Annotated in this window: 12 protein-coding genes; 4 read left to right on the top strand and 8 right to left on the bottom strand. The window is 70.8% G+C overall.

Annotation, left to right across the window (positions count from 1 at the left end; genetic code table 11):
• Positions 1-145 precede the first annotated feature (145 nt).
• On the top strand, positions 146-703 hold the full coding sequence (locus tag ACRAKF_RS03440; protein WP_447035288.1) for a TetR/AcrR family transcriptional regulator: 558 nt from the start codon (positions 146-148) through the stop codon (positions 701-703).
• Here ACRAKF_RS03440 and ACRAKF_RS03435 read toward each other — a convergent pair.
• Positions 654-1,619, bottom strand: coding sequence for a DMT family transporter (locus ACRAKF_RS03435; RefSeq protein WP_447035286.1), 966 nt, complete (start codon positions 1,617-1,619; stop codon positions 654-656). The genes ACRAKF_RS03440 and ACRAKF_RS03435 overlap by 50 nt on opposite strands.
• A gap of 221 nt (positions 1,620-1,840) precedes the next feature.
• Between ACRAKF_RS03435 and ACRAKF_RS03430 the strand changes: the two genes are divergently transcribed.
• Complete coding sequence (locus tag ACRAKF_RS03430; RefSeq protein WP_447041787.1) at positions 1,841-2,410, top strand: TetR/AcrR family transcriptional regulator; 570 nt, start codon at positions 1,841-1,843, stop codon at positions 2,408-2,410.
• A gap of 5 nt (positions 2,411-2,415) precedes the next feature.
• On the opposite strand, the gene ACRAKF_RS03425 is transcribed toward ACRAKF_RS03430, so the two are convergent.
• Together ACRAKF_RS03425 and ACRAKF_RS03420 are read right to left on the bottom strand one after the other, a co-directional pair.
• Entirely contained in the window at positions 2,416-2,676 is a 261-nt protein-coding gene (locus ACRAKF_RS03425; protein WP_447035284.1) for a hypothetical protein, read from the bottom strand.
• 234 nt (positions 2,677-2,910) lie between these two features.
• The gene (locus ACRAKF_RS03420; protein ID WP_447035282.1) at positions 2,911-3,666 is read right to left on the bottom strand and encodes a sulfite exporter TauE/SafE family protein; all 756 of its coding nucleotides are present in this window, start codon (positions 3,664-3,666) and stop codon (positions 2,911-2,913) included.
• Between the two features lie 168 nt (positions 3,667-3,834).
• Between ACRAKF_RS03420 and ACRAKF_RS03415 the strand changes: the two genes are divergently transcribed.
• Positions 3,835-4,773 carry a LysR family transcriptional regulator gene (locus tag ACRAKF_RS03415; RefSeq protein ID WP_447035280.1) on the top strand — a complete coding sequence of 313 codons (939 nt, stop codon included), beginning with the start codon at positions 3,835-3,837 and terminating at the stop codon, positions 4,771-4,773.
• Here ACRAKF_RS03415 and ACRAKF_RS03410 read toward each other — a convergent pair.
• Together ACRAKF_RS03410 and ACRAKF_RS03405 are read right to left on the bottom strand one after the other, a co-directional pair.
• Entirely contained in the window at positions 4,737-5,972 is a 1,236-nt protein-coding gene (locus tag ACRAKF_RS03410; RefSeq protein WP_447035278.1) for an RNA polymerase sigma factor, read from the bottom strand. The genes ACRAKF_RS03415 and ACRAKF_RS03410 overlap by 37 nt on opposite strands.
• The gene (locus ACRAKF_RS03405; protein ID WP_447035276.1) at positions 5,966-6,379 is read right to left on the bottom strand and encodes a YciI family protein; all 414 of its coding nucleotides are present in this window, start codon (positions 6,377-6,379) and stop codon (positions 5,966-5,968) included. Before ACRAKF_RS03405 ends, ACRAKF_RS03410 begins: the two co-directional genes overlap by 7 nt.
• Positions 6,380-6,611: 232 nt before the next feature.
• Between ACRAKF_RS03405 and ACRAKF_RS03400 the strand changes: the two genes are divergently transcribed.
• The gene (locus ACRAKF_RS03400; protein WP_447035274.1) at positions 6,612-8,675 is read left to right on the top strand and encodes a pectinesterase family protein; all 2,064 of its coding nucleotides are present in this window, start codon (positions 6,612-6,614) and stop codon (positions 8,673-8,675) included.
• A 17-nt stretch (positions 8,676-8,692) separates the two neighbouring features.
• Here ACRAKF_RS03400 and ACRAKF_RS03395 read toward each other — a convergent pair whose 3' ends face one another.
• The 3 genes from ACRAKF_RS03395 to lpdA form a co-directional block, all read right to left on the bottom strand.
• Positions 8,693-10,222 (bottom strand): DHA2 family efflux MFS transporter permease subunit, encoded by a 1,530-nt coding sequence (locus tag ACRAKF_RS03395; protein ID WP_447035272.1) that lies wholly within the window; start codon positions 10,220-10,222, stop codon positions 8,693-8,695.
• Positions 10,223-10,683: 461 nt separating this feature from the next.
• Positions 10,684-12,861 carry an MMPL family transporter gene (locus ACRAKF_RS03390; RefSeq protein WP_447035270.1) on the bottom strand — a complete coding sequence of 726 codons (2,178 nt, stop codon included), beginning with the start codon at positions 12,859-12,861 and terminating at the stop codon, positions 10,684-10,686.
• A 131-nt stretch (positions 12,862-12,992) separates the two neighbouring features.
• Positions 12,993-14,396, bottom strand: coding sequence for a dihydrolipoyl dehydrogenase (gene lpdA / locus ACRAKF_RS03385; protein WP_447035268.1), 1,404 nt, complete (start codon positions 14,394-14,396; stop codon positions 12,993-12,995).
• Between the last annotated feature and the right edge of the window lie 159 nt (positions 14,397-14,555).

The following is a 14,555-nucleotide window of genomic DNA, read 5'->3' as shown; positions in this document are numbered from 1 at the left end:
GCACATGCCGCCGGACGGGGCCAGGCTCTATGGTGAATTGCCATTCACCTCGCTATGGTGAACTCGGATTCACCTCAATCCGCCGGGAGTCGGGAGTTCTGATGGAGCCCGTCCCGGTAACCGGCGATGTGCGTGGGCTACCCGCGTGACCGCGGGGAGAAGGGACGCCGAGCTCTCCAAGGCCGCCATCATCCGCGCCGTCAGGCATCTGCTCGCCCGGCACGCGCACGGTGACATCACCCTCAAGGCGGTGGCCGACCGGGCCGGGGTGAGCGCCCCGCTGATCCTCAAGTACTTCGGCAACAAGGACGCCCTGTTCTCGCACGCCATGTCCTTCGAGCCGGACACCCTGGCCTTCCTCGACGCACCGCTCGCCGACCTCGGCGGCCACATGGTCCGCCATCTGCTGACCGGTCAGGCCGAGCGCGGCGCCGACCCCATCCTGCGCATCGTCTTCGCCCCGCGGCACGGGGAGCGGGGCGACATCCTGCGCGCCGCCTTCCGCGCCCAGGTGGTCGAGCGGCTCAGCGAGCGCCTCCCGGGAGCGGGTGCCGGGCTGCGGGCCGAGCTGGCCGTGAGCATGCTGATCGGCCTCGGCGTGATGTACGGCATCGCCCGCGGCCCCCGCCTGCGCGAGGCGGCGATCGCCGACATCACCGACCGCTACGCACCCGGGGTGCAGGCGTTCCTGACCCCCGAGTGACCGGCTCGGCCACCACCGAAGCGTTACGTGTATCCGTACCTGTACGTGAAGCCGCCGCGCCGCGCCGCACGACGAGTACGGCGCAGAGTCCGACGGCCAGGCCGATCACGGTCTGCGCCCCGAAGGGTTCGCCGAACATGAGGGCGCCCCACAGGGCCGTCACCGGCGCCATGAGGAACATCAGCGTGTTGACCTGGGTGATCCCGGAGCGCCGCAGGATCAGCCAGTACAGGCCGTACCCGCCGAAGGTGGAGAGGGTCACGAGCCAGCCGATCGCCGCCCAGAAGGACACCTCGGCCGGCGGCGTCGCGGCCCGCGCCGCCAGGGCGAGTGCGGTGAAGATGACGGCACTGGTGACGCAGTGCACGGTCATGGACACCGCAGGGCGTACCGGCCGGGGTGCGCGCCGGTCCAGGAACGTCGCCGCCACCAGCGAGAACATGCCGAGGAACGGCACGAGATAGGCCCACCACGCGGTGCCGCCGCCGCCCGCGAAGTCGGCCGCCGTCACGATGGCGACGCCGGTCACGCCGAGACCGAGGCCGAGCCACTGGGTGCGGGTGACGAACTGCCCGAGCAGCGGCCCGGCCAGCGCTCCCGCGACGAGCGGCTGGGTCCCGTCGATCAGCGCGGTGGTGCCGCTGGAGACCCCGAGCTGGATGGCGTAGTAGACGGTCAGGAGGTAGCCGCTCTGCGACAGCGCGCCCACGAGCGCCTGCCGTCCGACGTCACGCGCCGACAGCCCTCGCCAGGCCGCCCGCGTCAGCGTCACGGCGACGAGGCCGAGGACGACGGCCAGCGGCAGGAAGCGCCACATCAGCACGGTCACGGCGGACGCGCTGCCCGCGCCGAGCTTGGCCCCGATGAACCCGGAACTCCAGGTCAGCACGAACGCGGTCGACAGCAGGATGTTCATGGGGTGCTCCTCTTCGTCGGATTCGTCGGAGACCGAGTAGATGGACCGAATGTGAGTAAACCGTTCTGTATACCGAGCCTGTGGTCGAGTGTACACACGGCATAAACCGATCGGTCTACTATGGGGGTGTGACTGACGAAGCAGGCCGCGCGAACGACGACGCGAGCGAGAGTGGGGTGGGCGAGAGTGGGGGCGACGCCTCCGTGCCCCACCGCGTCCCCATGACCCCGGCGGCACGCCGCGCCCTCGACGCCGCGGGGCGGCTCTTCTACGAGCGCGGCATCCACGCGGTCGGCGTGGACCTGATCGCCGCCGAGGCCGGAGTGACCAAGAAGACGCTCTACGACCGGTTCGGGTCCAAGGAGCAGATCGTCGTCGAGTACCTCGCCGACCGCGACGAGCGCTGGCGGGGCTTCCTCGCCGGATACCTGGACGCGGCGCCGACACCCCGCGACAAGGCCCTCGCCGTCTTCGGCGCCTCGCGGGACTGGGCGGTGAACCACATGGCCAAGGGGTGCGGCATGGTCAACGCCCACGCCGAGATCAGCGACCCCGCACACCCCGCGTACGCCATCATCACCGGCCAGAAGGCGTGGATGCTCGGCCTCTTCACGGGCCTGGCCCGGGAGTTCGCCCCGCGCGAGGCCGAGCGCCTGGGCCGGACGCTGATGCTGCTACACGAGGGCGCCCTCGTCGCGAGCGGCCTGCGCATCTTTCCCGGCGCGATCGAGCGGGCGGGGCGGGACGCGGAGGAACTACTGCGCTCCGCCGGCGATTCGGTGGATCGCTGAGGGGCTCATTCCGTGGGCTCGGCGCACGTGGCGAGCGTGTCGAGGAAGCGCCGGAGGGCCGGCGTCCCGTCGGATCCGAGTCTTCGCTTGACCGGCGGCACGGGCGCCCCGCGCCGGGCGTCCGCCGTCTGGGACGGCTCCGGCGGCTCCTCGGCCGGGACGGTCACCGCGCGGCGTATGTACTCCGCGACCGGCACCCCGAGCCGGTCCGCGTGCCGCAGGACTCCGGCGTACTCCTCGGGCGTGAACAAGACCTGCACAGGCATGGCACCGTCCATGGGCGCATGATGCCGCCCGGGCCCAGGTGGTGCGGCGGGGTTGGCATATTCGTCCCCGAAGGCGTGAAAACCGGGGAAGACCGTGACAGTGCCCGGAAATGAGAAGTGGCCCCGACCGGACGGGGGAATCTCGGTCGGGGCCTCTTCATGTTCAATGGTAAACCATCCGGAGAGTGTCCTGGTGCGGGGGCATGGCCGCGGCTGTGCGACAGGGGATGACGCTTATGAGGCGAGCATGATCGACGACGCCGTGACGCCGACGACGACGATGAAGCCGCGCATCGCGGCCGGCGGCAGACGGCGGCCGAAGCGCGCCCCCACGAGGCCGCCGACCGTGGACCCCGCCGCGATGATGCCGGCGAGCGTCCAGTCGATGTCCGCCGCGAAAATGAAGACGACGGCGGCGACACCGTTCACGAGGGAGGCGAGAACGTTCTTGGCGGCGTTCAGACGCTGGAGGTCGTCCAGGATGAAGGCGCCGAAGAGGCCCATGAGCAGCACTCCCTGGGCCGCCCCGAAGTAGCCGCCGTACACGCCGGTGGCGAGGACGCCGCACCACATCGGTATGCCGCCGTCGCGCTTGCCGTCGCTGCCCCGCTCCTTCAGCCGCCGGTTCAGCCACGGCTGGAGCACCACCAGGACGCAGGCGGTCAGGATCAGCACCGGCACCACCGCCTGGAAGGCGTCGGCGGGCAGCTTCAGCAGGAGCAGCGCGCCGATGAGGCCGCCGATGAGCGAGGCCGCGCCGAACCGTACGAGACGCCGGGCCTGCCCCTTCATCTCGCGCCGGTAGCCGTACGCGGCGCTGAGGGTGCCCGGCACGAGGCCCAGGTTGTTCGACACGTTGGCGAGCACCGGCGGACAGCCGAAGGCCAGCAGGGTCGGGAAGGTGATCAGGGTTCCGGAGCCGACCACCGCGTTGATCCCGCCGGCCGCGACCCCGGCGGCTCCCACCGCCACCATTTCGAGCGCTTCCACACATCACCCTTCCGCCCGGCCCTCGGTCCGGTTCTCCGGAGCCTCGGGCCCCGGGTCGACGCCCGTCGCCGGGTCGCCGCCCGGACCTGGATCGATCTTCAGTCAGGAGAAAACCCAAGTCAATCCTCGGGTTTGCTTGCAGCTCTCCAAGGGATAGCTTCATCCCCCGTGACCCTCGACGATCTCCGTGTCTTCGTGGCCGTGTGCCGCGCCGGCAGCCTCAGCGCCGTCGCCCGCGACCTCACCTGTACGCAGTCGGCCGTGAGCCAGCACGTCAAACGCCTGGAGAAGGAGTTCGGCGTCAGCCTCCTCGAACGGCACGCGCGGGGCGTCGTGCCGACGTCGGCCGGGCGCGTCCTCGCCGCGGCGGCCTCCGACGGGATCGGCGGCATCGACCTCGCCGTGCGCCGCCTGCGGGAACAGGCGCGGGGGGACGGCGGCACCGTGCGGGTGACCACCGGGGCCACCAGCGTGCGGCACTTCATGACCGAGGCCGTCGTCCGCTTCCGGGAGCGGTATCCGCGGGTCGGCCTGGAGTTTCAGACCATGAGCTCCAGCAGCGGCTGCTTCGACGCGCTCGCCGCCGACGATCTCGACCTGGCGTGGATCACCCTCGGCGAGCCCGTGCGCGGCATCGAGCAGCGGCCCGTCGTGGCGCTGCCGTGGGTCCTCGCCGTACGCGCCGGTGATCCGCTCGCCGACCGGCCGTGCGTCGAGCTCGGCGAGCTGGCCGCCGCGCAGCTCATCACGCCACCGGCGGGCTCGACCTCCCGCGCCCGGTTCGACCGGCGGCTCGCCGAGGCCGGCGTGGAGCTGCCCGCGGCCACCAGCGTCGCCGACTGGGACACCGCCGTCCTGCTCACCGAGCTCGGCCTCGGCCGGGCAGTGGTGCCCGCACTGCCCGGATGGCGCGACGGCGCCCCCGGCGGCCTGCGCATGGTCCCCGTCCCTGGCCTGCCCCCGCTGACGGTGGGCTGGGCGGTGCGCCGCTGGGAGACGCTCACGCCGCTGGCCCGCGCCTTCGCCGACACCGTGGCGGAGCACTGCGCCCCGCTCGGCCAGGTGCCGGCTCAGGGCAGCAGCCTGGCGGCCCGCGTCTGGAGGTAGTGGGCCTCGGGGCGGCTGAGGGTTCCTTTGGCCGCCGCACGGTAGGCGGTGATCGCCCCTTGGTGATCGCCCGCCCTCTCGAGGAGATGGGCGCGGACGGCTTCGAGGCGATAGTGGCCGCCCAACTGCCCCTCAAGAGCCGCCAGTTCGCCGAGCCCGGCCCGCGGCCCGTGCACCATCGCGTACGCCACGGCCCGCCCGAGCGCGGCCATGGGTTCGGGAGCACGGCGTACGAGAACGTCGTACAGGGCGAGGATCTGGGGCCAGTCGGTGTCCTCGGCACGCTCCGCCTCGTCGTGCAGGGCGGCGATCGCCGCCTGCAACTGGTAGGCACCCGGCGGCCCTTGCGACAGCGCCTCCTCCACGAGTGCGGTGCCCTCGGCGATCGCGTGGCGGTCCCAGCGGCCGCGGTCCTGCTCGTCGAGCGGGATCAGCTCGCCGTGCGGCCCGCTCCGCGCGGCGGTGCGCGCCTCGGTGAGCAGCATCAGCGCGAGCAGCCCCGTCACGGCGCCCTCCTCGGGCAGCAGGCGGCGCACGGCGCGGGTCAGCCGGATCGCCTCGCGGGCCAGGTCCGCGCGGTGCAGGGCGTCGCCGGACGTCGCGGTGTACCCCTCGTTGAAGATCAGATACAGCACCTGGAGGACCACGGCGAGCCGCGCGTCGCGGTCGGCGGGGACCGGCTGCCGGAACGGCACCCCCTTGATCTTCCCCTTCGCCCTGCTGATCCTCTGCGCCATCGTCGCCTCCGGCACCAGATGGGCGCGGGCGATCTCCGCCGTGGTCAGACCGCCGACGGCGCGCAGCGTCAGGGCGACCTGCGCGGCCGGGCCGAGCGCGGGGTGGCAGCAGAGGAACAGCAGCGTGAGGGTGTCGTCGTCCGAGGGGGCACGGCTCTCGCCCGGCGGGGGAGCGGTGAAGGCGTCGCGCGGGGTCAGCAGGGCCGCGTCCTCCTCGCGCCGCCGCCGCGCCTCGTCCGCGCGGAGCTGGTCGACGAGGCGGCGCGAGGCCACCCTGATCAGCCAGCCGCGCGGATTGCCGGGCACGCCCTCGTCCGGCCACTGGCGGGCCGCGGCGAGCAGCGCCTCCTGCACGGCGTCCTCGGCGGTGGCGAAGTGCCCGTACCGGCGTACGAGCGCGCCGAGGACCTGCGGCGCGTGGCGGCGCAGCAGGTCCTCGGCCCCGGTGGTGCCTCTCAGCACTCGCCTCCCGCTCCCTGCACGGGCCTGATCACCACGGGCGGGTCGACGACCCCCTCGGGGCCGGGGCACTGCGTGATGCGCACGGCGATCTCGGTGACCCGCTCCAGGCTCTCGCACTCGAGCAGCCAGTACCCGGCGAGCACTTCCTTCGTCTCGCCGTAGGGACCGTCCGTGATCACCGGGCGGCCGTCCTTGCCCGCGCTGACGAAGCGGGTCTGCGCGGGCTCGGTGAGGCCCTGCCCGTCGATGAGCTCACCGGACTCGGCGAGGTCGTCGTTGAGGGTGCTCATGAAGGCGTACATCGCCTGGAGCTCCTTCTCGCTCCAGGCGGGGCTCGTCCCGGAGGCCTTGCCCGACATGCTCTCGTAGTCGGCCTGGGAACCCTGGACCATGACCAGATACTTCATGACGTGTCTCCTCGGTTCGCGCCGTCACCCCTCGTGGGCGACTTTCACCGGGGACGTCGGAGCGGGCGGCGCGTTCTCTACACCTCGCGGAAAGTTTTCGTCTCTTTTTCCGATGCTAGAGGGACGGCGGCGAAGAGGGCGGCAACCTCTCGCGGTCCGGCGGCGACTGATCAGTGGCCCGTTCCACCGGACACGGGCGCCCCCCCACGTACGTAGAGATGGGAACGGACGTATGACTGAGCTGCACGGCCCCAGCAGAGCACGGCACCGCCGCAGGAGGACGGCCCTGGTGGCAGGGGTGCCGCTGGCACTGGCAGCCGCCGCGGCCATGGCCTATGGCACGGCCTTCGGGATGTTCGGCGCGGACGCCCAGCCGAGGGCGGCGGCGGCCCCCGCCCCGGCCTGGGCCCAAGACACCGCCGACGGCTTCGCGTCGGTCGACGCCCACGGCCAGAAGGGCACCTACGGCGGCCGGGACGGACGAACCGTGACGGTGCGGACCCTCGCCGACCTGGAGAAGTACGCGACCGCCGCCGAGCCCTACGTCATCGTGGTGGCCGCGGCCATCCCGATGAACCCCAAGGGCAAGGAGATCAAGGTCGCGTCCGACAAGACGATCGTGGGCGCGGGCACCTCGGGCGAGATCGTCGGAGGCGGCTTCTTCCTCGGCCAGGGCGTGCACAACGTGATCATCCGCAACCTCACGATCCGGGACTCGTACGCGGGCGTCTGGAACGACAAGGACCACGACTTCGACGCCATCCAGATGGACGGCGCCCACCACGTCTGGATCGACCACAACGATCTGCGGCACATGGCCGACGGCCTGATAGACAGCCGCAAGGACACCACGAACGTCACGGTGTCCTGGAACAGGCTGTCCAACAACAACAAGACCTTCGGCATCGGCTGGACCGAGAACACCACCGCCGATCTCACCCTGCACCACAACTGGTTCCGCGAGACCGAGCAGCGCAACCCCTCCACGGACAACGCCGCGCACGCGCACCTCTACAACAACTACCTCCAGGACGACCCGGGCACGGACATCACCTCGTCCTACGGGAACTACGCGCGCGGCAGGACCAAGATGGTCCTGGAGAACAGCTACTTCCGTGGCGTCGACAACCCCGTCATCAAGGACAGCACGGCGTCCCTCGTGCAGCGGGGCAACGTCTTCTCCGGCACCACCGGGCGCAACGAGAGCGGCGGCACCGCCTTCGACCCGAGGGCGTACTACGACTACACCCTCGACAAGGCCGCCGCCGTCCCCGGGCTCCTCAAGGCCGGTGCGGGGCCGCGCAAGAACATCGGTACGACGGCCGGCGCGCAGACCGCCAAGAGCACCACCCTGACGGTGGCCAAGGACGGCAGCGGCCAGTACCGCAGCGTCCAGAAGGCCGTCGACGCCGTCCCCGCGGGCAACACCTCGCCCGTCGTCATCCGGATCGCGCCCGGCACCTACCGCGAGACCGTCAAGGTCCCGTCGAACAAGCCGCACGTCACGATGGAGGGCACCGGCGGCAGCCGCAAGGACACGGTCATCGTCGAGGGGCACGCCTCCGGGACGGCCAAGCCGGGCGGGGGCACCTACGGCACCAGCGGCAGCGCCACCGTCGCCGTGGAGGCCGACGACTTCACGGCCCGCAACCTCTCCCTCTCCAACGACTTCGACGAGGCGAGGAACCAGCAGGTGAACGGCCAGCAGGCGGTGGCCCTGCGCACCGCCGCCGACCGGGTGCGCCTGGACGACCTCATCGTCAGCGGCGACCAGGACACGCTGCTGCTCGACACGGCGGCCAAGGACCGGACGGGCCGGGTCTACCTGACCGACTCCTACGTGATCGGCAACACCGACTTCGTCTTCGGCCGGGCCACGGCGGTCATCGACAGGTCCGTGCTCACCCTGAAGAAGCGCTGGAACGGCACCTCGGCCGGGTATGTCACCGCGCCGAGCACCCCCGCCGGACGCAAGGGCTTCCTCATCACCCGCTCGACCGTCGACGGCGACGTGGCCGCCGGGAGCTTCCACCTCGGCCGCCCCTGGCACGCGGGCGGTGACGCGAGCCTCGACCCGCAGACCACCGTCCGCGACACCACACTCGGCGCGGCCGTCAAGAAGACGCCCTGGACCGACATGGGCGGCTTCTCCTGGAAGGACGACCGCTTCGCCGAGTACAAGAACAAGGGCCCTGGCGCGGGCGGCCCCAGTGGTGACCGCCCGCACCTGACGGACGCCCAGGCCGCGGACCAGGAGACCGCGGACTGGCTCGGCGGCTGGAAGCCCGCCAACTGACCTGACGCGTACGGGGCTCAGCCCATGTGGACGGGGGCCACGCCCTCGGCCGTCTCCTGGGCCCTGGCGTTGACGGCGAGCGCGGTGACCACGAGGCCCGCCAGGAACATGACGCCCGCGGCGACGAACGCCATCGTGTAGCCGTGGGTCAGGGCGTCGGCGGCGTCGGCCACCAGGCCCTGGTCCTTGGTGGCGACGCCGCGGTAGAACGAGGCGGCCGCGTCGGGCAGCCTGTCGTTCGCCGCCGAGGTGGCGATGGTCGACAGGACGGCGAGCCCGAGCGCGCCGCCGATCTGCTGGGCGGTGTTGAGCAGCGCGGAGGCGATGCCCGTCTCCTGGTGCTCGACACCGCTGACCGCGCCGAGGGTCATGGGCACGAAGCCCATGCCGAGGCCGAGCGCGGTCACGAACATCGCCGGCATCAGGTGCCCGGCGTACGACGAGTCGGGGGTGAGCGTGGCGAACCAGAACATGCCGATGGCGGCCAGGAGCAGCCCGGGGCCGGCTATCAGCCGGGGAGCGAGGCGGGTGATCAGCTTGGAGCTGAGGGTGGCCGCGATGCCCATGCCGAGGCTGAACGGCAGGTTCGCGAAGCCGGTCTTGACCGCGCTGTAGCCGAGGATGAGCTGCATGTAGAGGGTCAGGAAGTAGAAGGTCGCCATCATGCCGGCGCCGATGAACAGCATCGTGGCGTACGAGCCGGAGCGGTTGCGGTCCTTGAAGAGGCGCAGCGGCAGCATCGGGTGCTCGGTGCGGCTCTGGATGAGGAGGAAGGCGCTGAGCAGGACGGCGGCGACGACGAAGCAGGACAGGGTGACCGTGTCGGTCCAGCCGTGCTCGCCGCCCCGCGTGATGCCGTAGACCAGCGCGATCAGACCGCCGGTGCCGGTGATGGTGCCGGGCAGGTCGAGGCGTCCCTGGTGGCGCTCGGCCTCGACCAGCGTCCTGGTGCCCGCGAGGACGGCCAGGCCGATGGGGATGTTGACGAAGAACACCCACCGCCAGTCCAGGGCGTCCGTCAGGATGCCGCCGAGCAGCAGTCCGACGGTGGCGCCGATGCCGGCCATGGCGGCGTAGACGCCCATCGCCTTGTTGCGCGGCTTGCCCTCGGGGAAGGTCGTGGCGATCAGGGACAGGGCGCTGGGCGCCGCCACGGCCGCGCCGACTCCCTGGAGGATGCGCGCGCCGATGAGCAGGCCCTCGTTCGGGGCGAGACCGCCGAGCAGGGACGCCAGGGTGAACACGGCGATGCCCACCTGGAACATCCGGCGCCGCCCGAAGAGGTCACCCGCGCGCCCGCCGAGCAGCAGCAGTCCGCCGAAGGCCAGGGCGTACGAGTTGACGATCCAGGCCAGGTTGGCGTCGGAGACGCCGAGGGCGGTCTGGATGCTGGGCAGGGCGATATTGGTGATCGTGCCGTCCAGGACCACCATCAGCTGGGCCGCGGCGATCACGAACAGGGCGAGACCGAGGTGCCGGCCTCGGGGTGACGCGCCGGGGGTGTCCGCCGGTGCGGGGGCGGTGACAGCGAGGCTGTCAGCAGGCATGAGAGAACTCCAGGTCAAGGCGTGGGTATTCCTCCGGAATGGGGAGCAGGCGCGGGAGGTCCGCTTCCATTACCGGAGTGAGAAGTTTTGGTGAACCGCTGTGAGAGCGGCGGCACCGCAATGCAATCCGAGCGGCTCGGCGCTGGGAATGCGGCCTGGGCTCGGGATGAGTGAATACCTTAACACTGGATAAGCGCTGGTCGTGGGGTCGTTCAGCCGCTCCGGCCGCGGTCTGTATTGCGTTTGACATACGGCTTGGAGGTGTGAGCAATGGGGCCGTAGCCGGTTAGTTGCATTCCCGGAAAAAGTGTGAGCACGGAATTCGGGGCGCTCGGGGTGGGTTCACACTTCCCTCGGGAAAGCAAATTGATCGGCCGTGTATGTGGCCGGAGAAACGTCCTGGGCCCGGCACGGTCCGCCGCCCCGAACCGCCCCGGACCCGCCCCGCTGAGCTCGCGTGCTCAGCGAGGACGTGACGCCCCGTCCACCCGCTGCTGCTCCTCCTCCGCGCCGCTCGGCGGCGGGCCCGCATCGCCCCCGTTCCGCTTCTCGTCCCCGTGGCCGGGCCACCAGGCGGCGTGCCCGATGAGCGCCGTCAGCGCGGGTGTGAAGATCATCGCCATGACGAACGCGGCGATCAGGATGCCGAAGGAGAGGGAGAAGCCCATCTGGGAGAGCGTCGAGTTGCCCGCGAGCATCAGCGTCGCGAACGTACCGGCGAGAATGACGCCCGCCGAGCCGATCGTCGGCCCCGAGTGCCGCACCGCCGTACCCGCGGCGTCGCGCGGAGTGCGGCCCTCCCGCGCCTCCTCGCGCAGGCGCGACACCATGAGGATGTTGTAGTCCGTGCCGAGCGCGACCACGAACAAGTACATGATCACCGGCAGCATGAACATCAGCCCCGGCTGGCTGCCGATCTGCTGGAAGATCAGCGAGGTCGCGCCGAGCGTCGCGCCGAAGCCCAGCGCGACGGACACCATCAGGTACCAGGGCGCCACCAGGCTCCGCAACAGCAGCCCCAGGATCACCATGATGGCGAGCGCCGCCACCGGGAAGACGACCGAATAGTCACGGTCCACCGCCTTGTTGATGTCGACGTAGATGGCCGTCGTGCCGCCGACCCGCGCCTGTGAGCCGTCCGTGGCGCCCTCGTGCGCCACGGGGCGCAGCCGGTCCTTGACCGTGGCGAGCGCCCGGTCGGAGGCGGGCGGGTCCGAGAGGATCACGGAGTACGAGGCCGTCGTACGGTCCGGGTTCAGGCGGGGAGCCGCCACCGTGCCCACACCGGACACATCGGCGAGCCGTTCACGGAACGCGGCGGCCTGTGGCTGCGACAGCGGCTTGCCGGAGGTCGACGAGAGGTAGACGGAGGTCGGGTCGGTGGAACCGGCGGGGAAGCCCTTCTCCAGGTCCCGCATCGCCACCATCGACTCCTTGTCGTCCGGCAGCGAGGACCCGGCGAGGTCGAAGTTGGCCTTGTAGCCGAGGGCGCCGAGGGTCAGGGCGCCCATGAACAGCGCCGAGACCACCGCCCACACCGCGGGCCTGCGGGCGATCGACGTGCCGAGCCGGGCGAAGCCGGTGCCCTGCGGTTCGCGCCGCCAGGACTTCGACGGCCAGAACACCTTCGTGCCGAGCAGTGAGACCACGGCGGGCACGAGGGTGAGGCCGGCGAGCAGCGTCAGGAAGACCGCGATGGCGAGCGCGGGACCCATGGACTGGAGCATGCCGAGCGAGGAGAGGGTGAGGGCCGCGAAGGCGACGATGACGGCGCCCGCCGCCGACGTGATGGCCTCGCCGACCCGCTCGACGGCGTGCACCATGGCGCCCTTGGGTTCCTCACCCGCCCGCAGGGCCTCCCGGTAGCGGAAGAGCAGGAACAGGATGTAGTCCGTGCCCACGCCGAACAGCACGACGGTGAGCAGTTCCTGGACGGAGGAGTCGGCCTTCATGTCGAAGGCCTTGTTGGCGGAGGCGATGAGGCCGGTGGCCATCGGGGAGATGAGGCCGATGAGGACCACGGGCAGCAGCGCGATGATGGGGCTGCGGAAGATGACGAGAAGCAGCACGACGATGATGACGATCGTGCCGACCCCGACGAGCATGCCCGCGCGCTTGGAGGCGTCGCTCTCGTCGAGGGCCTGGGCCGCCGAACCGGTGATCCCGGCCGACAGATCGGTGCCCTTCAGCTCCGGCCGAAGATCCGACCGGAGTTTTTCCACGGCGTCCTGCTGCGAGGTGTCCTCGGGGTCGGTGCTCTTCGGCATGGCGACGACCGACGTCCGCACCAGCTTGTTGGGGGAGACCTCGCCCGGTGCGACGGCCTGCACGCGCGGGATCTTCCGGGCCTGGAGTTCCTTGGAGACGCGCTCCACGTCGGCGGAGTCGGCGGCCGTCAGCTTCCCGCCGTCGGAGCGCTGGAAGACGATGATCGCGCCGACGTTCCGCTGCTCGGGGAACTCCTTCTCCTGCACGTCGGCGGCGCGGATGGACTCGTAGTGCTCGGGCAGGAAACTCGCTTCGTCGGAGCTCGAGGTGAGCTTCGGCGCCAGCGATATCACCGCGCCGGCCGCCACCACCCACGCCAGGATGATCCACCACGGGCGGCGCACCACGAATCGGCCCAGACCAGAAAACATCGGCTACTGCCTCTCCTCGCCCCCGAGGCACACAGTCGTGTCCCGACAAGGATCGGCCGGTCCGGGCCGCCCCGCCACTTGAGCCACTCGCTTTCGGTCACTCGTGTTCGCGGCGGGGCGCCCGGGGGCACTCAGAAGTTGATCATGTGTCCGGCCAGGCCGTGCACCGCTTCCTTGACGGCCTCGCCGAGGGTCGGGTGCGCGTGGACGTTGCGGGCCACCTCGTGGACGGTGAGGTCCCACTGCTGGGCCAGGGTCAGCTCGGGCAGCAGCTCGGTGACGTCCGGGCCGATCAGGTGGGCGCCGATGATCTCGCCGTACTTCGCGTCGCTGATGATCTTCACGAAGCCGACGGTGTCGCCGAGGCCGTGCGCCTTGCCGTTCGCCTGGAAGGGGAACTTGGCGACCTTGACGTCGAAGCCCTTCTCCCTGGCCTGCGCCTCCGTCCAGCCGAAGCTGGCGATCTGCGGCTGCGAGTAGGTGGCGCGCGGGATCATCACGTAGTCGAGTTCCATCGTCTCGGCGTCCGCGAGGGTCTCCGAGGCGATGACGCCCATGGCCTCGGCGGTGTGCGCCAGCATCAGCTTGGCGGTCACATCGCCGATGGCGTAGATGTGCGGGACGTTCGTGCGGCAGCGGCCGTCGACGTCGATCGCCCCGCGCTCGGTGAGCCGTACGCCCGCCGCCTCCAGACCGTAGCCCGACACGTTCGGCGCGAAACCGATGGCCTGGAGGACCTTGTCGGCCTCCAGGACCTGCTCCTTGCCGTCCTTGCCCGTGACGGTCACCCGGACCTGGTCGCCCGACTCGTCGATGGACTCGACGCGGGTGGAGGTCATCACGTCGATGCCGAGCTTGCGGTACTGCTTGGCCAGCTCCTTGGAGACGTCCACGTCCTCCAGGGGCGCGACGCGGTCGAGGAACTCGACGATCGTCACCTTCACGCCGTAGTTGTGCAGGACGTAGGCGAACTCGATGCCGATCGCGCCCGCGCCCGCGATCACGATGGAGCGCGGCAGGGAGTCGGCGAGGATCTGCTCCTCGTACGTCACGACGCGCTCGCTGCGGCTGGTGCCGGGCAGCAGGCGGGGCGTGGCGCCGGTGGCGATGATGCAGTTCTCGAAGCCGATGGTGGCGGTCGTGCCGTCGGACTTCGCGACCTGGAGGGTGTTGGCGTCCAGGAACGTGCCCCGGCCGTCGAACTCCGTGATGCCGTTCTTCTTCATCAGGAAGTGGACGCCCTTGACGCGGCCGTCCGCGACCGTGCGGCTGCGGCTGAACGCCTCGCCGTAGTCGAAGGAGACCTGCCCCTCGACCTTGATGCCGTACGTCTTCTGCTCGTGCGTGAAGAGATGGGCGAGCTCGGCGTTGCGCAGCAGCGCCTTCGTCGGGATGCAGCCGACGTTGAGGCAGACCCCGCCCCAGTATTTCTCCTCGACGACCGCTACCCGCTTGCCCAACTGGGCGGCGCGAATGGCGGCCACGTAGCCGCCGGGTCCTGCTCCGAGCACGACGACGTCGAAGCGGTCTTCCATGGGGAGGTCCTCTCTGGGTGGTACGGGATCGGTGGTGCGGAAAGCGACGGAAACGGTGGTGCGGAAAGCGGTGTGAAACGGCGGTGCGGGTGGCTCCGTGCCACGATCATGCGCCATGCGGGTGCCCGTGCGGCACGAGGGTGGCGCACGCCACTGCCC

The organism is Streptomyces sp. DSM 118878, from assembly GCF_052936595.1.
This window is presented reverse-complemented; position numbering and strand designations above follow the sequence as displayed.